At 69.0% G+C, this 18164-nt stretch carries 17 protein-coding genes and 1 pseudogene; 16 read left to right on the top strand and 2 right to left on the bottom strand.

The window, feature by feature from the left end:
• The first annotated feature begins 10 nt into the window (after positions 1-10).
• The 16 genes from ACWD01_RS33485 (at position 11) to ACWD01_RS33410 (ending at position 16484) form a co-directional block, all read left to right on the top strand.
• A complete protein-coding gene (locus ACWD01_RS33485) occupies positions 11-1120 on the top strand; it encodes a C40 family peptidase (RefSeq protein WP_451167218.1) in 1110 nt (369 codons plus the stop codon).
• Positions 1121-1389: 269 nt separating this feature from the next.
• The gene (locus ACWD01_RS33480; protein WP_451167216.1) at positions 1390-1689 is read left to right on the top strand and encodes a hypothetical protein; all 300 of its coding nucleotides are present in this window, start codon (positions 1390-1392) and stop codon (positions 1687-1689) included.
• Positions 1671-4289, top strand: a complete 2619-nt coding sequence (locus ACWD01_RS33475) for an ATP/GTP-binding protein (RefSeq protein WP_451167214.1) — start codon at positions 1671-1673, stop codon at positions 4287-4289. Before ACWD01_RS33480 ends, ACWD01_RS33475 begins: the two co-directional genes overlap by 19 nt.
• Positions 4286-5230 carry a replication-relaxation family protein gene (locus ACWD01_RS33470; RefSeq protein ID WP_451167212.1) on the top strand — a complete coding sequence of 315 codons (945 nt, stop codon included), beginning with the start codon at positions 4286-4288 and terminating at the stop codon, positions 5228-5230. Before ACWD01_RS33475 ends, ACWD01_RS33470 begins: the two co-directional genes overlap by 4 nt.
• Before the next feature lie 181 nt (positions 5231-5411).
• Positions 5412-6020 (top strand): hypothetical protein, encoded by a 609-nt coding sequence (locus ACWD01_RS33465; protein WP_451167210.1) that lies wholly within the window; start codon positions 5412-5414, stop codon positions 6018-6020.
• Positions 6014-6901 (top strand): ATP/GTP-binding protein, encoded by an 888-nt coding sequence (locus ACWD01_RS33460; RefSeq protein ID WP_451167208.1) that lies wholly within the window; start codon positions 6014-6016, stop codon positions 6899-6901. Before ACWD01_RS33465 ends, ACWD01_RS33460 begins: the two co-directional genes overlap by 7 nt.
• Positions 6902-6921: 20 nt before the next feature.
• The gene (locus ACWD01_RS33455) at positions 6922-7617 is read left to right on the top strand and encodes an SAF domain-containing protein (RefSeq protein ID WP_451167206.1); all 696 of its coding nucleotides are present in this window, start codon (positions 6922-6924) and stop codon (positions 7615-7617) included.
• Complete coding sequence (locus tag ACWD01_RS33450) at positions 7614-8462, top strand: hypothetical protein (protein ID WP_451167204.1); 849 nt, start codon at positions 7614-7616, stop codon at positions 8460-8462. Before ACWD01_RS33455 ends, ACWD01_RS33450 begins: the two co-directional genes overlap by 4 nt.
• A 94-nt stretch (positions 8463-8556) precedes the next feature.
• On the top strand, positions 8557-9912 hold the full coding sequence (locus ACWD01_RS33445; protein WP_451167202.1) for a CpaF family protein: 1356 nt from the start codon (positions 8557-8559) through the stop codon (positions 9910-9912).
• Positions 9913-10124: 212 nt separating this feature from the next.
• The gene (locus ACWD01_RS33440) at positions 10125-10817 is read left to right on the top strand and encodes a type II secretion system F family protein (RefSeq protein WP_451167200.1); all 693 of its coding nucleotides are present in this window, start codon (positions 10125-10127) and stop codon (positions 10815-10817) included.
• Positions 10814-11707, top strand: coding sequence for a hypothetical protein (locus ACWD01_RS33435; protein WP_451167198.1), 894 nt, complete (start codon positions 10814-10816; stop codon positions 11705-11707). Before ACWD01_RS33440 ends, ACWD01_RS33435 begins: the two co-directional genes overlap by 4 nt.
• Positions 11708-11753: 46 nt before the next feature.
• Positions 11754-12011 carry a hypothetical protein gene (locus tag ACWD01_RS33430; RefSeq protein WP_451167196.1) on the top strand — a complete coding sequence of 86 codons (258 nt, stop codon included), beginning with the start codon at positions 11754-11756 and terminating at the stop codon, positions 12009-12011.
• Positions 12011-12424, top strand: a complete 414-nt coding sequence (locus ACWD01_RS33425; protein ID WP_451167194.1) for a TadE family protein — start codon at positions 12011-12013, stop codon at positions 12422-12424. The genes ACWD01_RS33430 and ACWD01_RS33425 overlap by 1 nt, the downstream gene beginning before the upstream one ends.
• A 3-nt stretch (positions 12425-12427) precedes the next feature.
• Complete coding sequence (locus tag ACWD01_RS33420; RefSeq protein WP_451167192.1) at positions 12428-12871, top strand: TadE/TadG family type IV pilus assembly protein; 444 nt, start codon at positions 12428-12430, stop codon at positions 12869-12871.
• A 5-nt stretch (positions 12872-12876) separates the two neighbouring features.
• Positions 12877-13338 (top strand): pilus assembly protein TadG-related protein, encoded by a 462-nt coding sequence (locus ACWD01_RS33415; protein ID WP_451167190.1) that lies wholly within the window; start codon positions 12877-12879, stop codon positions 13336-13338.
• Positions 13339-13394: 56 nt separating this feature from the next.
• A complete protein-coding gene (locus tag ACWD01_RS33410; RefSeq protein WP_451167188.1) occupies positions 13395-16484 on the top strand; it encodes a LysM peptidoglycan-binding domain-containing protein in 3090 nt (1029 codons plus the stop codon).
• A gap of 135 nt (positions 16485-16619) precedes the next feature.
• Here the strand turns inward: ACWD01_RS33410 and ACWD01_RS33405 are convergent, their stop codons facing one another.
• Positions 16620-17072, bottom strand: coding sequence for a hypothetical protein (locus ACWD01_RS33405; protein ID WP_451167186.1), 453 nt, complete (start codon positions 17070-17072; stop codon positions 16620-16622).
• Positions 17073-17084: 12 nt separating this feature from the next.
• Positions 17085-18164 (bottom strand): annotated as a pseudogene (locus ACWD01_RS33400) (hypothetical protein); the annotation flags it as partial.

Raw genomic sequence — 18164 nt, 5'->3', positions numbered from 1 at the left:
CTGCCTCGCCGTGCTGCTGCTGGTGTGCGCTGCCGGATGTGCGGTGCCGGTGCTCAATGCGTTATCCGCAGCGCGCAGCGTGCCGCTCGCCTTCGGGGGCGAGGTGAGCCCAGATCAGGGAGGCGCAGCGCCGGGGATACCGGTGCGGATGCTCGCGGCCTACAAGGGCGCTGTGCCGCAGATCAACGCTGCCGTGAAGGGATGCAAGGGGATGAGGTGGCCCATCCTGGCCGGCATCGCACGGATCGAGTCGCATCACGCGGCGAGCGCGGCGGTGACCGAATCGGGAGACATCCGGCCGCCGATCCTCGGGCCCGTTCTCAATGGCTCCGGGGCAGGCGGCAACATCACCGCCTTCCCGGACACCGACGGCGGCCGATGGGATCAGGACGTGCGGTTCGAGAGGGCAGTCGGACCGTTCCAGTTTCTGCTGGCGACGTTCAAGGCCTTCGGCCGGGACGGTAACAAGGACGGCATCGTCGACCCGCACAATGCCGACGACGCCGCTGTGTCGGCCGGGGTGTATCTCTGCGGGAACGGACGGGACCTCGGTGACCGCGGGCAGCTGAAGAAAGCCCTGTTCGCGTACAACCGGTCGGACGCCTACGTGGCCGACGTCCTCGGCTGGATCGACCAGTACGCAGCTGCTGCCGACTCCGGTTCTGACCTCTCCCAGGTGACCGGCACGGTGAAGACCGTCCTGGACGCCGCGCTTGCTCAGCGCGGGGTGCCGTACTCGTGGGGCGGGGGCAATGCCCGGGGCGCGTCCGCAGGCATCTGCTGCTCCCCCGGTGGGCAGAACGGCGCAGCGGTCGTCGGGTTCGATTGCTCGGGCTTGACCGTGTACGCGTTCGCCCAGGCCGGCGTGACTCTGCCCCGCACCGCAGCTGTGCAGGCCGGCATCGGAAAGCGAATCCCAGCCTCTGCGGGAGTCGGCGCACTCCAGCCGGGCGACCTCGTTTTCTACGGCTACCTGCCCGAGCGGAGCAGCACGATCCATCACGTCGGGATCTACCTCGGCAACGGAAAGATGGTCAACGCTCCCCGTCCGGGCACTTCCGTCCGCATCGACCCAGTATCGGCCATGCCCGACTACGCCGGAGGAGCACGCCTTCTGTGACCACGTCTTCACGCCCGACGCAGGGTCTGTTCATCGCCGCTGGTCTGCTTGCTGCTGGTGGATGCGTCATGATCGCGACTGCGCTGTCGCCCGGCATCCCGCAGACTCCGCGATCCGCGCCAGCACACATGGCCACCCCTTCCGCCGCGGCCGCCGCATCTGCTCACGCCTCTGCAAGTCCTGGGGCAGCTGCCGCTTCCGGAGAACTCCCGCCACCCGGGTCGGGCCCTCGAGCCGACCCGGCGATCCAAGACGCCTTGGACCGAGCCGTGAAGCCCAACCTGCCACTGGCTGTGGAGCAGCAGCTCAGGAGCGTCGGCCGCCAGGTCTGGATGGCTGAAGTCGGCGGGTTCGGCCGGGAACGCTGGCCCGAGTACTTCGCCGATTCGCGCCCCACGGCCTACAGCCGGGTGAGGATCCAGGCCGCCATCGCACGCCGGGAGGGCGGCGACGTGGTCGTGCACCTGGTGTGGGCGGGTGCGGACCCTTCTGGCCACTACGCCGACGGCCGGCGCGCCATGGTCCGGTTCTCGCATGAAGGAGGCAGCAAGTGGACACCGCGGCGTTGACTTCGGAGGCCGCCTCCGAGACAGGATCTCTGTTGATCGGACTGATCCAGCGGGTGTGGAGCGTCGGCCTGTGGTGCATGGCCAACGCCCTCTGGCTGGGCCTGGTGGGGCTCATCTGCGCCTGCGTCTGGCTCTATGTTCAGCGTCGGCTCGCAGCACGCGCTCTGGAGCAGCGTTCGTGTGTCGAGCTTGTGCCCTCCCGGCAGTTCGCAACAACTCCAGAAGAGGTACTGCGGTTCGGAACGCAGCTGATCCGGGCGGCGAGCGCCGGCAAGTGGTGGACTCCCCGGGCGGCCCGCACGGTGCGCATCAGGATGCGATCGGACGGGATCACCCCGCTGCGGTACCAGGTGGAGGGCCCTTCGTCTGCTGAGCATCTGCTGGTTCAGACGCCCTATGGGCCTCGAGTCCGGACGCGGGCCACGCAGCCGGTGAGAGACAAGGCTCGAAAGCACACGGTCCGCGCCGTGTTCGCGCTGCACGGACTGCCTGGGGCTGAGTTGCGGGAGGTCCCGCTCGAGCCAGACCCGCTGCAGCCTCTGATCGACGCAGTGGCTGACCTCCGAGAGGAGCATGGGGACTTGGCCGAGGTGTGTGTCGATCTCTCGCCGGGTGTCCGTTGGGGGTTGAGGGGGCGCCGCCGTCGCGTCATGCAGGGGGCTCGTGAGCGGGCCCGTCGCGACGCACGGCGGGAGGCTCGGTGGGCGACGGAGGACGCCGCATCGATCCAGGACTCTTTGCTGTGGCAGCTGTCGAACCTGCTCTCGCTGCGAAAGAGCCGTGACCGGCTGCTGATGTCACCGCGGCCGCCGCGGATCAATCGCGATGAGGTCCTCGGCAAGCTGACAGAGGACGTCGGCCTGGTGCGTGTCCAGATCATGGTGCGGTGCCAGTCCAACACAGTTGGACGGGCCGAGCGGCGCCTGCGCCACGTCGAAGCTGCTCTCGACATCTTCGCTGCACGTGTACGGATGTCGTCTCTGGGCTGGTCTCTGGGGCCCGTCCGGTTTGGCCCCGATCAGTGGCCGTGGCGGAATCGGTTCGATACGCGGTGGGCGAGCGGGCTTATACGGCCGGCTCGCGACTCCTGGGCCCGGGTGGAGGAGCTCGCCGGGCTCTTGAAGCCGCCGACCCGGCACGCCCGGCTGCCGCTGCTGCACAGCGACATCCCCTCGTACAGGCCTGGTGAGCAGCTGCTCCCCCAGGGGGTGCACCGCGGGCCGGACGGCAGACTGCGGCTGCTCGCCACTCGAGAGGACGACACGCTGTTCGAGGTTCAGGTCGGCAAGGCCGGCTGGGGGAAGACGATGCGGGCGCTGTGCCAGGCAACGGCTTCCGCTTACAACGGTCGAGGGCTGGCTTTCGTCGACCCGCACAAGGACTCCTGGGCGACGGTGGCGCCGTACCTGGCTCAAGAGGACCTGCTGCCGCGGGTCGACTTGTTCGACCTCACGGTCCGCGGCGACCAGGAGGCGCTGGGGTGCTGGAATCCGCTGGGCATGCACCGTGGTCAGGCCGGGCACGAGGTGGTGAGTGCCCTGGTCGACGGCTTCGCGACGAGTTTGGGGTGGGGGGATGCGAACGCCCCTCGGGCCATCACCATCCTCACCAAGGCTGTCGAGGTACTTGTCGCTTTGAACGCCAAGGCCGTAGCGGCAGGGCAGCCGGATTGTCAGGCCACGGTGCTTCACATCCGTCCTCTTCTGACCGATCCGAAGTTTCGCGCGACGCTTTTGGCCTGTCTGGGCGAGGGTTTCAAGTCCGAGGCGCGTTGGTGGAAGACGTCGTTCCCGGAGATTCCGATGGACGCGCTGCCCACGGTGCTCAATCCGCTCGACCGCCTGGTTTCGTCACCCGTGCTGAAGGCCTTCTTGGGCTCGCCGGTCGGCACTTATGACATTCGCCGGGCGATGGACGAGTCCCGAGTCGTGTGGATCTGCCCGCCTGGAAGCGGGCCGACGGACCGCCTGCTGCTTTCTCTGCTGGTTCGGGACATGCTGCGGGCCGGCCTGTCGCGGCGGGATACCCCGGACGGAGCGCGTCGACCGTTCCGGGTCTATCTCGACGAGCTCATCTCACTGGACGGTGCGGCTTCCGTCTCACTGGCGCAGATCACCGAGCAGCTGCGGAAGTTCCAGGTCCGTCTGCATGCGATGACTCAGCTGCTGCATCGCATCAGTCCCGAGGTACGGACCGCGCTGGTGCAGAACGCGTCCTGCCTGTCGACGACGGCCGGCTCCGTTGAAGCCATCAAGCACATCACCGATGAGTGGGGCGGCAGGGTGGAGGCCGCAGACGCGGCCGAACTGGACCGTTTCGAGCACTGGGCCTCTTTCACCGTCGGCGGTAAGCGCATCGGGCCCGTACAGATCCGCGGTCCGCTCTTGGCGGAGGTGTTCCCCCGGCGGGCGGCCAATAGGGCCCGCACGGCGCGGCTCGTCCGCGCAGCACTGCACAACACCGGGGCCGTTCGGCTCCCGGAACTCATCCGGATCGCGGACGGTCAGGAGGAGCGGGTTCTCACCTTCGCGAGCCAGCACGCCGGAACAACCGCTCAGACCGGCAGCATCACCGATACCTACGAAGGACAGCACCGATGACGGTCAACGATGCCCCAGAGCACACGTACTCCGCCGGTTCGACGACATCCACGCGTCCGGGGGCCATTGGCGAGACGTCCGCACGGCGGGCGTTGGCCCTCCTGGGTCAGCATCGGCTTCTGACCACGGCGCAGGTTCACATCATGCTGAGCCCGCACGCTGGCCGACGGGTGGTGACCAAGCGGCTCGCGGCGCTCGAGGCAGAGGATCTGGTGGGACGGCAGAAGGCGCCCACGGGGTTCGACCACCTGTGGTTCCTCACCGCGCATGGCGCGCGGACTGTCGGTGACTGGCCAGAGTTCCGCGGCCGGACCGTACCAGCGCCTGCCAATGGGTTCGATGCGTCGCTCCGGGCCGCGCACACTCACGCGGTGACGCGGACGCATCTGGCGTTCCTTGCTGATGCTCAGCGGCGCGCTGACGAGTACGGGCCGCTCGACTGGCTGCCCGAGACCGCCCACAGGCTGCCGGACACCGGCGGCGACGACCGTCTCATCGCCGACGCGTTGCTCTATTACACGGCAACAGCTCCTCGCAGGCTGCAGTACCGCGCCTTCGTGGAGGTGGACCGCGCGACCATGAGCTCGGAACGTCTCGCGAGGAAGCTGATCGCCTACGCCCGCTTCTTCGACTATGCGCCCCAGCCGGTCGGACGACGCGGCGCCGTCGGTGATCAGGCTGCGGGGCTCGCCTGGCAGCGCTTCTACCCCCGCTTCCCCCGAATCCTGTTCGTCCTCACCGGTGCCGCGAGGCCGAGCCTGGGGCGGAGGATCGAGGACCTACGGGCCATGGTGACCGGCCACGCCCTGGTCGCCAGTATGGCGTCGGAGGTGCCGCTGGGCGCGGCCATCCTCGACGACTTGGAGGCGAGCGGTCCGTCCGCCGCGGTGTGGTCGCCGTTGGCCGGTACTGGCCAACCCTGCTCCTGGATGGAGTTGTAGGGGCCCTGACGCATCTGCCGCTCGTGAGGGCTGTGCAACCCGACAGCTGTGAGCGCCGCGTTTGTGCAGGGATGAAGTGTCGGGGGTGCTCCCTTACTCCTTACGGTGAGCCTGCAGAGGGCCGCCCCTTTGCGGCGATGGGGAGCGGTACGCCGGGATGGCGCCGAACACAGGGGGATTCATGCGACGCGTCGAACGCGATGCGGGTTCGCAGAGGCGGGTGCAGATCGCTGCGGCCGGTGCCGCTTGCGCGGTGCTGCTGGTGGCGGCCTGCGGTGGTGCCGAAGATGCGTCCAGTGAGCCGACTTCGCCGTCTGGTGGTCCGTCCGCATCGGCCGCCGAGACGTCGTCGGCGGCGAAGCCAGAAGATCCAGATGCAGGGGCGAAAGCGGCCGCGTTGAAGGCGTACGGCTCCTACTGGAAGGAGAAGCAGGCCGCCTACGCGAAGGCAGATGCTCAGGGCACCCGCCTGCCCGAGTACGCCGTGGCTGAGGCGTGGGCATCCGCTGAACGCGAGATCGCCAGCCTCGCCAAGCGAGACTTCGTCGCCCAAGGCGTGCCGAGGCACGATCCGTCCGTCACCAAGGTGGACGTGACGGGGAAGGTATGGGCGGCCACCTTGAAGGACTGCCTGGACATCTCCGGTTGGACGCTGGTCGACAGGAGGACTCAACAGCCAGTTGATCTGCCTGATGAGCGTCGCACCCGGTACGTCAGTTCCATCTCGATGGAACGCTGGGACGGCCGGTGGGTCGTGGTCAAGACGACTCAGGAGAACCGGTCATGCTGAGCCGGCGAGTCGCTTCGGCACTTGCCGGGACCGTGGCGGCGTTCACGCTCGGCGCGGCCGGAGCGGCAACAGCCGACAACGGACCGTCGGTTGACGTGGGCGGTTGTGAGTTCGAAATGTTCTGTGTCGGCGCCAGCAGCCCCGGTTCGTCGGGGAAGCAACCGGCCGGCGGCACCGACGACGCGAGGTCAGGTGACGGGTCCGGCTCGGCGCAACCTCCGGTATGCACGGTGAAGAAGATGGAGCCCCAGCCCCCTCCGGGCAGCCAGTACTGGCAGGGGCACAACCCGAAGACGACCACTCTCTACATCCGATCGTGCCCGTACTTCATGCGCGAGGGTGCGAGCGCTATGTTCGACGAGCCCGTCTGGGCTCCGAATGGAACTGAGCCCGAAGCACTGAACCCGATCGTCCTCGCCCAGCAGGCAGTGGACAAGATGCGGCTCTCCGGACCCGAGATCGGGATGGCTCCACGGCTCGGGGCAACCGGGCTGGTGGGAATGCCGGTGTGGATGTGGACAGAGACGGGTCCCACCACCTACGGGCCGAACACGGCCTCCGCGACGGCGGGCGGGATCACCGTGTCGGCGACGGCGAAGGTATCGAAGATCGTATGGTCCATGGGCGACGGCAGCACAGTCACGTGTGCCGGGCCGGGGACCCGGTACGAGCCTGCCTACGGCAAGAGGCCCTCCCCCACTTGCGGTCACACATACAGCCGGACCTCCCGTGACGAAAGCAGCGGACGGTACACCGTTTCCGCCACATCGACCTGGGTGATCGACTGGCAGGTCACCGGTGGGGCCAGCGGCGGGCAGTTGACGGAGACACGCACCTCGCAGGCAGAGGTCGCGATCGGCGAGATGCAGGCAGTCGGCTGATGGGGTCGGGAGGCTCTGCCGTGAAGGAGGCGTCCTCACCGGCTCCGGTCGTAGAGGCCGGGCAGGACGCCGCGGTGTCGTTCCGGGCCCGTCGCCGCCGGCCTGGCATGGCGGCCCTGGGCATTGCGCTGGTAGCCGCAGGGGGTCTGGGGGGCTTTGTGGCCTGGGAAGAGTCCGGTCAGCGGGTTCAGGTCCTTGCCGTCGCCCGCGAGGTTCCGGCCGGAGAAGTGATCGAGGACGCGGACGTCAGCGTAGTAGCCGTCTCGCTGGACCCCGTTGTGTCGTCGTTGAAGGCGTCCGACCGAGCCGAAGTGGTGGGGCGGCGAGCTGCGGTGCCACTCCTGCCGGGTGCGCTGGTGTCGGCTGGACAGGTCACCGACAGGCCACTGATCGAAGCGGGTGAGCAGCTGGTTGGCATCGGATTGAAGCCTTCACAGCTGCCGGCGTCGCCACTCGCACCCGGAACCGGAGTCCTCGTGGTGTTCACCGCTGGGGAGAGTGGCGGTGAACAGCAGCAGGGACAGGCGCGACAGGAGACGCCGGCGGTCGAGAGCGTGAAGGCGCGGGTGGTGCGCGTGGGTGAGCGCGAGCAGGCCACCGGCGAGGTGGTTGTGGACGTCGCGGTGCCGCCCGGTGAGGGGCCGCGGCTCGCCGTGCAGGCGGCGACGGGTGGCGTCGCGCTGGTCGTGGACGCCAGGAAGGGTGGCGGGCGATGACCGCTGTGGCGCTGGTGGGCCTACCGGGGGCCCCGGGGGTGACGACGACAGCTCTGGCACTGCTGCGGGCCTGGCCTGTGCAGGATCGGCGGCTGCTGCTGGCGGAATGCGACCCCGACGGTGGAGCGATTCTCCCCGGTGCATTCCAGGGCCGGGTTGCGGCCGACCGGGGCCTGGCCAACCTCGCGGTGTCGCGGGCCCAGGAGCTCGTCTCGTCGTTCTGGACCCAACTGATCTTCGTGGACGACGGTCGTGACTCCAAGGACCGGCGCCGGCTCCTGCTGCCGGGCCTCGCGGATCCGTCACAGGCCGCCCAGTTGCGCGGCGTGTGGCGGCAGTTGGCGGAGCTCCTGGTCCGCATCGATGAGCATCAGCACGACGTCCTGATCGACCTCGGCCGCAGCGGAGCATTCGGCCCTTCCCAAGAGCTGGCGGCGCGCGCTGATGCTGTGGTGCTGGTGGTCCGCGGCACTATGCGCAGCATCCACGCGGCACGTTCCCGAGTCGCGACGTTGCGCCGGATCCTGGACGCCGACGGGGCCCGCGGCTCGTCAGGTCTCGGGGTACTGCTCGTCAAGCAGGGTCCGTACGGGCGGCAAGAGGTGCAGAAGGCCTTGGGGGTTCCCGTCGTGACGGCCATGCCGTACAGGCCGGAAGAGGCATCGGTGCTGTCTGACGGCACGCCGGAGGACAGGCGGTTCCCGCACGGCGAATTGATGCGCACTGCGCGTCAGGCGGTCATCGACCTGAGGGGATTTGGTGAATCGCGCAGGGTGCGCGGGCCCTCAGGTCATCGGCCGGTGGTGAGCGATCCTCGGCAGGCGGTGGCCCGTCATGCGGGCTGAGCCGGTGCATCCGCAGCCGTGGCAGCCGTCGGGGTCGAGTGTGCGGGGCCACGGCAGCTCTGGCAGAGCTCTGGATGCTGAGCGCCATGCGGCCGTGCCGCAAGTGCGGGTGGACTACCGGGTGGCACGAGAGATCAAGCGGACGGTCAGCGAGCAGCTGCTCGCTGAGTACAAGGCCGGCGGGCGGGCTCTGTCGGAGGCGGCGTCGGAGCAGCGCGCACGGGCGCTGATCAACGAAGCGGTGACCGTGTGGGCAGATGCTGCTCACACCAGCGGGCAGCATGTGTCGCAGAAGGTCGAGCTGGCACTTGGCTCCGCGGTGTTCGACATGCTCTTCCGCGCAGGCAGGTTGCAGCAGTATCTGGACGACCCGGCGGTCGAGAACGTCTTCGTCAACGGCTACGACGCCGTATATGTGGACTACGGCGACGGCAGGCTGGTCCAGGCGGATCCGGTGGCGGACTCCGATGAAGAGCTCCGGGAGCTAGTGCGTGATCTGGCCCGTACCAGCGGGCAGGCAGAACGGACGTTCTCGACAGGCAGCCCGCTGTTGGGGCTGCGGCTCGCGGACGGTTCCCGGCTGCAGGCGATGACCGAGGTCACGGGTGAGCGGACGTACGTGACGATCCGCCGCCACCGCATCCAGCACGCCGACCTGGACGAGCTGGTGCGCCTGGGCACCCTGACCCCTGCGGTTCAGGACCTGCTCGGCGCCGCCGTCCGCGCGGAGCGGAACATGATGATCGTCGGTGAGCAGAACAGCGGGAAGACATCGCTGCTCCGGGCGTTGCTGCGGGAGATTCCGGCCGACGAGAGGTTCGGGACGCTGGAGAGCGAGTTCGAGCTGTGGGCGCACAAGAACGGCTACCACCGTCAAGTCGTGCCGATGGAGGCCCGCGAGTCGAACGGTGAGCGAGTCGACGGCCGGGCAGCCGGGGAAATCACGCTGCTGGACCTGATGCAGCGGGCGCTGCGGATGTCGCTGAGCCGGATCGTGGTCGGCGAGGTCCGAGGACCGGAGATCACCGCCATGATGCAGGCGCTGACGAACGGACGTGGCGGCAACCTGTGCACGATGCATGCCTCCGCGCCGCACGTCGTGTTCGACCGGATCGCGGAGCTCTATCTGCTGGCCCAGGGCAACTTCAGCGAGCGGCTGGCCTACCGGCAGATCGCGAACGGGCTGCATCTGGTGGTCTTCCTGTCTGTGGACCGGTCGGCCGGGCGATTTCAGCGGTACGTGTCTCACGTGTGGGAGATCACGGGCCTTGGTGAGGGCGGCCGTCCCGCGTACAACGAGTTGTTCGGGCCGTCACGTAAGCCTGGGGAGACGGCAGCGGTGCCGCGGACGCCGCCGTCGCCCGCGCTGGCGAAGCTCCTCGAGGAGCATGAGGGCGATCTGTCGTTGTTCCGGCAGGTCGGCGGGTTCCGTCCGGCGGTGAGACTGTGACAGGCGGGCTGTGGTGGTCTCTGTGCGGTGCGCTGGTCGCGGCGGGCACCTTGGCGGTGTTCGCCGGCGTGCGTGGGAGTGAGGCTGTGCCGCGGTCCGGCCGGATCGCACGGTGGCGGGCGGCTGCGTTCGGCCCCGGAGGCTTGAGGCAGTCGGCGCGCTGGCGGATGCTCGCAGGCGCGGGTGCCGCCGTGACAGCTCTTGTGTGGCTGATGACCGGCGTGTTCGTCGCGGGGGTGCTGCTGGGTGCAGCGGTGCTCGGGGTGCCGTGGCTCCTTTCGCCGACGTCGTCGCCAGCGGTGCGGATCAGCAAGCTTGAAGGCCTGGCGGAATGGACGCAGCGGTTGTCGGACGTGATGCGGCTCGGTTTTGCTCTGCAGCAAGCCCTGTTGTCCACCCGGAAGGCGCCGCCGGAGTCCATCGGTGATGAGGTCGCGGAGCTGGCGGACAAGCTGCGGGCGGGGTGGCATCCGCGCGAGGCGCTTGAGGAGTTCGCTGATCAACTCGACGACGTCACCGCGGATCGGGTGTGTGCTGCGTTGGCGCTGTGCGCAGTGGACGCTGGTCCTGGTCTTGCCCAGGCGCTCGAGGACATGGCGGCGTCGGTGCGGGAGGAAGTCGCCAAGCGTCGCCAGATCGAGGCGGACCGGGCCAAGTCCCGTACGGCAGTTCGCTGGATGACGCTGATCAGCATTGGTGTGGTGCTCGCCGGTTTCATGGTGCCTGACTACACCGCCCCGTACGGGACGTTGCTGGGGCAGTTGGTTCTCGCGCTGCTGGCCGGGGCGTTTGTACTGGTGCTGCTGTGGATGAGATCGCTGGCGGGGCACAAACCGGTGGCTCGGTTCCTCGTTCATGACCCGCAAAGTCGCGTGAAGGTCGCCGATCCGGGGGTGGCGCCGTGAGCGTGACGACGGTGCTGGTGCTGAGCGGTAGTACGGCCGGTCTTGGGCTCGCCGTGATCACCGGGGCGTTGGTGCCGGCGGCGCCCCGTCTGGGTTGGGCACTGCGTCGCCTGTCGCCGCCTGGTCCGGACAGACCTGCCGTCCCTGCGGGCGGGGGTCGTGCTGCCGTGGCTCAGCAGGCATGGGGGCGGTGGCTCGTCGAGCGGATGCCGGGTCGTCTGCCGCGCGCGGATCTGAATCTCCTGGGGCAAAGGCCCGAGCAGTACGTGCTGGCCAAGGTCGCCTTCGCATTGGCAGGTCTGCTTCTGCCAGTGGTCGTCACGGCCGGGTGGAGGCTGATGGGTCTGGGTGTTCCGGTGCTGGTCCCGGGAGTGGTCGGCGTGGTGGCGGCCGCGGGCCTCTGGTTCGTGCCGGACTGGCAGGTGCGCGACCAGGCCGGCAAGGCCCGGACTGAGTTCGCGCACGCGGCTGCGGCCTATCTGGAACTCGTGGCGCTGCGGATGGCGTCGAATGTGGGCGCGTCGCAGGCCCTTGAAGAAGCCGCGTGGGTCGGCCGGGGATGGGCTTTGACCAGGGTGCAAGACGCCCTGCTGCGGGCCCGTACGGACAAGTCCTCGCCGTGGGCGGCTCTGGACGACCTGGGTGAGCAGCTGCGATTGCCGATCCTCGGCGATGTGGCCGACATCATGCGCCTCTCGTCGGCCGACGGTGCCGCTGTCTACGACACGCTGCGCGCCCGAGCGGCCAGCCTCCGTACCGAACTTCTCGCCGCACAAGCCGCAGAGGCGAACGCGGACAGCGAGCGGATGAGCGCACCGGGAGCGCTGCTGGCCGCCCTCGTGATGCTCGGCATCGCGTTCCCGGCGGTCTTGAGCATGGTGATCCTCTGATCGCTTTCCCCCGGCGGGCGTGGTCAACGATTCAGGAGAACGAACAGTGCAGAACACCCAGAAGGGCCGGCCGTCGGTGAGGTCGGGAACGCTGCGCGCCACGGTGCGTGGCCAGGTTGCGGCCAACGCCGTGCGGGCACGGCTGGTAGCTGCGCGGAGCGAGATTGCCGAACGCGGCGACCGAGGGGACGGACCGATCCCCACGGTGATCATCATCCTGGCGACGATCACCGGGGCGATACTCATTGCGGGCGCACTCGCGGCGCTGTACGGGAAGTACAGCGCGAAGCTGACGGGCGGCTGATGCCTCGGCCCGGAGCTTGGACGAGGTCGCAGGACGACCGGGGACATGCGGCCGTTCAGGCCGCCATCATCTACCCGTTCGTCCTGCTCATCGTGATCGTCGGCGTTCAGGCCGCCCTGTGGGGCTATGCCCGCAACATCGTCCAGACCGCAGCGCGAGACGGTGTCGCGGCGGGCCGTGTGCAGGGGGCGGGACCGGAAGTCGGTGCCGCTCAGGCACGCAGCGCGCTGGCCCGGTTGGCCGGAGGGAACCTGACTGGTCACCAGGTGTCGACAACGGGAAGCACCCCGGAACGCATCCGGGTCCGTGTCTCCGGGACAGCCGTCTCGCTGATACCGGGGGTGCCGAACTGGTCGGTGTCCGCCGAGGCTTCCGGCGCGGTCGAGCGCTGGACGACGCCGGGAGGGGAATGAACGATGCCGGAACGCCGACCGTCTGCCTCGGACCGCGGGAGCGCGCCGATCGAGGCGGTGCTCGTGGTGCCGTTGCTCATCGCTCTGGCCCTGCTGTTCGTCGCAGGGGCGCGGATCTCCGCCGCAGGACAGCGGGCGGACACCGCTGCGGAGCACGCCGCTCGTGCCGCGTCCCTGGCCCGGACCCCTGCTGAGGCGCAGAGCGCGGCGCAGGCGGCGGCTGCGGATTCGCTTGCGGGGCAGGGCCAGCCGTGTACGTCCTCGCGAGTGCATGCGCAGACGGCTGGTTTGGCCGTTCCAGTGGGTCAGGTGTCGTCGGTGACGGTCACCGTCTCGTGCACCGTGCCACTGGGGGACCTGTTCGTCCTGGGCGACGGTGGCCCAGGGACGCGCACCGTGACGTCCACTTTCACGTCCGTCGTCGACGCCTATCGAGAGAGGGGCTGATCAGCGTGTGGATCCGTGCCCCGAGACGCTACCGGCAGGACGCCCACGACCGCGGCGGCGTCTCGGTGTTCGTTGCGATCGTCGCCGTCCCACTGCTGATCCTCGGTGGGCTGCTCGTGGTCGACGGCACCGGCAAGCTTCGCACCGCGCAGCGGGCCGACGCCTTGGCCATGGAAGCAGCACGCGCCGGGGCCCAGGCCATCGACCCGGGTCAGGCTGTCGGAGGTGACGGCGTGGTCGCCGATCCGGCATCCGCGGCCGCCGCGGCCCATGCCTACCTGTCACGCGCCGGGGTGAGCGGAGACGTGACGATCGGTGCCGGCGGTTCGCGGGTGGAGGTCATCGTGCACGCCAGATACCGGACCCGCTTCCTGACCCTCGTCGGTGTCACGGCGATGCCCGCGACCGGTCATGGCCAAGCGTCTCTGCTGCACGGCGTCACCGCCCCTCAGGAAGGCACCGGATGAACGCCAGCCGCTTCCGTTCCTCTCCCCCGGGACCTTTGGCCCGCTCCCTTCGGGGGGTGGCGTCACTGCTGCTGCTGGCCGGGGTACTGGTGGGCCTGCCGTGGCTGCTCCTCCATGCAACCGCCGCAGTCGCCGCCAGCGGCCTGGACGACCTGCGCCACCTGTTCACACGATCCGACACGACTGGCGCGTTCCTCCTCGCGCTTGCCCTCGTCGGCTGGATCGGGTGGGCAGCGTTCGCGGTATCGGTGCTCGTGGAAATCCCTGCGCAGCTCAGAGGCCGGTCCGCCCCGCAGCTCCCGGGCCTACGGACCGGTCAGCGCGCGGCAGCCACGCTGGTCGGCGCGATCATTGTTCTGCTGCCGACCGGCACGGCGATGGCCTCCACGACCGCATCTCCCGTCACAGCCGTCGCGACACAGACCCCTCCCAGCTCCCCGGCCAGGGATGCATCTGTCGCACAGGAGGGGCCCTCTGGCGCTGAGCACCGCGAGTACACGGTCCGGGATACGCGCCCGGCAGAAAGCCTATGGCGGATCGCGGAAGACGAACTGGGCAGCGGGGAGCGGTTTGAGGACATCGTGGCCCTCAACGAGGGCCGCACGATGCCGGACGGATCCCGTTTCACCGCCAACGTGGTTCTTCAGCCTGGCTGGACGCTCCTGTTGCCCGGACCGGCGGATGCCAAGGCGGCGCAGACCGCGGGAGCCGAGGCCGGGTCCTACACGGTGCGGCCGGGCGACTTCCTGTCAAAGATCGCCCACGCCGAGCTGGGCGACGGCAACCGGTGGCCGGAGCTGTACGCGGAAAACCGCGACCAGATCGCCGACCCTGACCTGATCCGGCCCGGGCAGCAGCTCGACCTCCCCCATGACACGAGAGACGCCTCTGAGGACGGCAAGGGCGATGAGAAGGACACCGGATCCAGCGCCCCCGGAACGCCCGCGCCCACCGAGCCCGCTCCCCCGCCGGCAGACCGGCCGGACACAGGGCCAGGCGGCGACACGTCTCCCGCCCCGTCGCAAACAGACCAGGCACCAGCGCCAGCCGCCTCCACGCCCGGCCCGGAGGCCTCCCCCAGTCCTCAGCCGAGCACGGCGCACCCCGGCACCCCGGTCGCCGACCACGAAGACACGTCGCCGCTGCGGCATGCAGCATTGGTGGCCGGGATCGGCGCGCTGCTGGCAGCCTCGCTGACCGGCGCGCTCGCGCTGAAGCGGATCCTGCAGCAGCGCCGCCGCCGGGCCGGGGAGACGATCGCGATCAAAGACCCCACCACCATTGAGCAGATCGCGAACGCCTCCGCAGCGCCGTCCGGCGTAGCGCTGCTGGATGCCGCCCTGCGGGCTCTGGCCTCCCATTCGGCGGAATCCGGGGCCGACCTGCCCGCCATCCGGGGTGCCCGGATCACCGACTCGTCCGTCATCCTGCTGCCCGACGACCCCACGGCACCGGCCCCCCAGCCGTTCAAGGCCGGGCAGAGACGAGGCACCTGGGTCCTCGACCGGGAAGCCCCTCTGGATGACGGCGGGCCGGCCACCGGGCCGGCGTATCCGTCGCTGGTCACACTCGGCGCCGCCAAGAACGGCGACTTGCTGCTCACCGACCTGCTGCACACCCGGGCTCTGCTCCTGGGCGGCGGCAACGACGATGTTCTGGCCGTGTGCCGAGCTCTGGCACTGGAGGCGGGCACGAACCTCTGGAGCAGGCAGAGCGAGATCCTCACGGTAGGACTCGGGCAACGCCTGGCCGCTCTCCTGCCGAAGGGGCGCATCAGGGCGATGCCTCATCTGTCGGCGGTGATAGCAGACATCGGTGAACTGCTGCTGGAGCTGCACCAGCACCGCGACAACCCCAGCGCAGTGGCAGGCCCGCTGCCATGGATCCTGATCAGCGCGGTCACCGCCGATGCCGAGGAGGCATGGCAACTGGCGGACGCCGTATCAGCCGCCCGCGGGCTTCAGATCTGCGTCGTGCTTCCCGCGACCGACGACACCCGCCGGGCGTTCCCCGAAGCGCTGGAGATCAGCGCCGTCCCCGACGCCCTGGTCGAACTTCCGGACCTCACTGCTGAACCGATCCGTCTGCAGCGGCTCACCGACGTCCAGTACCAGCAGTACGTCCACGCCCTGGAAGTCGCCGAGACACCGGCTGAACCCGCAAGCGATGCGTGGACAGGAGCGCACGACCACTCGAAGGCAGCAGCCGAGCCAGCTCAGCCGGGCCGCTACGGAAGCGAGGATCCGAGCGACCCCTTCCCCGCCCTGCTGTCCTCCGTCCGGCTGCCAGCACCCGCGACCGAGAAAGAGCTATCGGACGAGGCTCCCGCTGGCAGTTACGTCAGCACGCCACAAGAGGCCAAGCCCGACCAGGGGCCGGAGGAAACAAACGACAGGCCACCCAGCGGCCCGTACATCGAGGTACTGGGACCGCTGCGAATCCGGGAACTCGACACCTCAGGCCAGGCGCTGAAAGTCGCTGTCCTGGCCGCGTTGATCCACCTGCGGCCCGGCCGAACAGCGACATGGCTGTGTGAAGCAATGGACCCCCTGAGCCCGTGGTCTGTACACACGCTGCAGAACCGGCTCACAGAGATTCGAAACCGGTTCGGCAGCGCCCCCGACGGGGGCCCCTACCTGCCCCGGCCAAAAAACGGCTATGCCTTCCGCCCGGAAGTCACCTCGGACTGGCAGCGGTTCCAGAACCTCGCCCAACAGGGCCTGACTGCCGGCCCGCCGGCGGGCCTCCCGTTCCTCGAGAAGGCCCTGACGCTGGTACGGGGCCGACCGTTCCATGACGGCGCCTACCCGTGGGCAGCACCGATCCAGCAGGAGATGCTCTCCCGCATCGTCGACATTGCGCACACGCTGGCCGCCTGGCACGCCGAGGGCGACAGCCCCGATCTGGACGCCGCCCGGCAAACGGTGCAGCACGGCCTGGACATCGACGAGTCCGCCGAAGTCCTGTACCGGGACTGGATCAGCATCGAGCGGGCTGCCGGGAACAGCCGCGGGCTACAGAAGGCAGTAGAGCGGACGCGCGATGTCGCTCGAACCTACGACATCGCTCTGGCCCCAGAGACCGAGCAGGCGATTCACGCAGCACTGGCCGGCGAGCGGGCCCCTGTTCCGCTTGTGCAGTCCTGATACGCACCAGAGACCAGCCGATCCGGCCGCCACTCACCGTTCACGGGTTCGATCGGTCGGCCACGTGCCCACTGATGATGCCCACAGGGCTCTGACCTGGGATGCGCACACTGCGCACCACAGGTCAGGCGCGCATTAGGTGCTGGAGGAACACCGGCTCAGGCAGTACCTGGCTGCTGCCAGGATCTCTGCCCGAGCAGCTTGCTCTCCCGCAGGTCGTCGCGTGCGCCATTCCAGAAGGATGCCTCGCACAGCCGCGGCGATGTTGCGTACCTGCGTCTCGAGGTCGGCGTCCAGGGGCGCGAAACGGCCGTCTCCCGGGCCGGTGACTATCACCCGGCCGTGGAGGCCATAGTCCAAGTCCACCCCCCGCCATGCGCAGGCCAGGGCCCAGGCCGCTGGATTGAACGGCAGGCCCTGCGTGGCGCCGCTTCCATGAACGTGGAGCAGAGCACGGCGGTGATACAACGCAGGGTCGACGGTGTCTCCGAGGAGTGCGCGCAGGACTTGTCGCTGCTTGTGGCCGTCACCACGGAACGTCAGCCTTTCGGCCGAGCCGTCGGTCTCGATGCGCAAAGCGGTGATCACTTGCTTCCCCTCCTAGGCAGGGCCGCCATGGGCGTTCTCTGGTTTGTGCTCGTCTGATAGGCGTGAGCCGGTGCTGGTCTCGTCATGCCAGGTCCTGCTACAGGTTCCGCGGATGGCGTTGTAGCGGCGCTCGAAGTCGACCGCGTACTTCTCCACGGTGGCCTCTGGGATTTGCCGGCTGTACTGGCCGGTGATCCCAAGCTTGGCAAGGTGGTCGGCCACACCTTCTGCGGACGGTGTCTGTCCTGTTTCGGCCCGGCGTAGGGACCATTGGCTGTAGATGCGGAACTCGAGGAAGTACCGGCGCAGGGTGCTGGGACTGACCGGCCCTCCGCTGCGGTTGGTGATCTGGCGGGTCATGAGGAAGACGGACAGTTCAGCGTCTTTCGGTTCGCGTCCATGGCGCTCGCGGAACTCTTCCCATGCCATGTAGTACCGGTCCACAATGGTCAGCGCACGGGGCTCGAGGTTGTCCTGGGTGCTCGTCGGGGGCGGCACGTTGGCCGATTCAGAAGTCGGAACCGCTACTCCCCGATCATCTGGTTCCTCAGCCCGCGGGTCGCCTTCCTGCCACGTCGTGGCGTCTGGCTGCGTGGCCAAGGGTGAAATGCGTGACGCGTGTGCGGGCGGACCGACAAAGTCGAACGAGCCATCGGGTCCGTGCTGCGCATGCAAGCCGGCGGGACGGAAGGACTCGTCGGGCGGATCGCCAGGGTCAAACTCCTGCGCGGACGGCGCACCGTACTCACCCATGGTGCTTGTCTCGGTCGGCACCGCCGCCCCTCCGAATGCCACGTGCGCGCTCTCTGCATCAGGTGTGACCTCCCAGTGCGCAGGGGAAGGCGTGTGCGGCTGCGCCGGGGCGAACCACGGGCTGGGGTGCCGCTCGCTGCCAACGGGGCCTGGCTCCATGGATTCGGCAGCCGACGGAGCCTTGTCCACAGGTTCTGTCCGGGAGACAGGCTGCACCCGTTCCAGCGGCACTTGCGCCGGGGCGGGCGGCAGCAGCACCGGCTCGATGCCCGCGGCGGCCAGACCGGCCGGGGCCGTGTCCGCCAGCGGCACGCCGAACTTCGCGAGCCGCAGCGGCAT

The sequence above is a fragment of the Streptomyces sp. NPDC002835 genome (genome assembly GCF_053591995.1).
This window is presented reverse-complemented; position numbering and strand designations above follow the sequence as displayed.

Excerpts from the sequence above, each read along its gene's own strand:
- ACWD01_RS33420 (WP_451167192.1), top strand. The coding sequence starts at position 12,428 with ATGCCGGAACGCCGACCGTCTGCCTCGGACCGCGGGAGCGCGCCGATC.
- ACWD01_RS33470 (WP_451167212.1), top strand. The coding sequence starts at position 4,286 with ATGACGGTCAACGATGCCCCAGAGCACACGTACTCCGCCGGTTCGACG.
- ACWD01_RS33460 (WP_451167208.1), top strand. The coding sequence starts at position 6,014 with ATGCTGAGCCGGCGAGTCGCTTCGGCACTTGCCGGGACCGTGGCGGCG.
- ACWD01_RS33440 (WP_451167200.1), top strand. The coding sequence starts at position 10,125 with ATGACCGGCGTGTTCGTCGCGGGGGTGCTGCTGGGTGCAGCGGTGCTC.
- ACWD01_RS33425 (WP_451167194.1), top strand. The coding sequence starts at position 12,011 with ATGCCTCGGCCCGGAGCTTGGACGAGGTCGCAGGACGACCGGGGACAT.
- ACWD01_RS33450 (WP_451167204.1), top strand. The coding sequence starts at position 7,614 with ATGACCGCTGTGGCGCTGGTGGGCCTACCGGGGGCCCCGGGGGTGACG.
- ACWD01_RS33465 (WP_451167210.1), top strand. The coding sequence starts at position 5,412 with ATGCGACGCGTCGAACGCGATGCGGGTTCGCAGAGGCGGGTGCAGATC.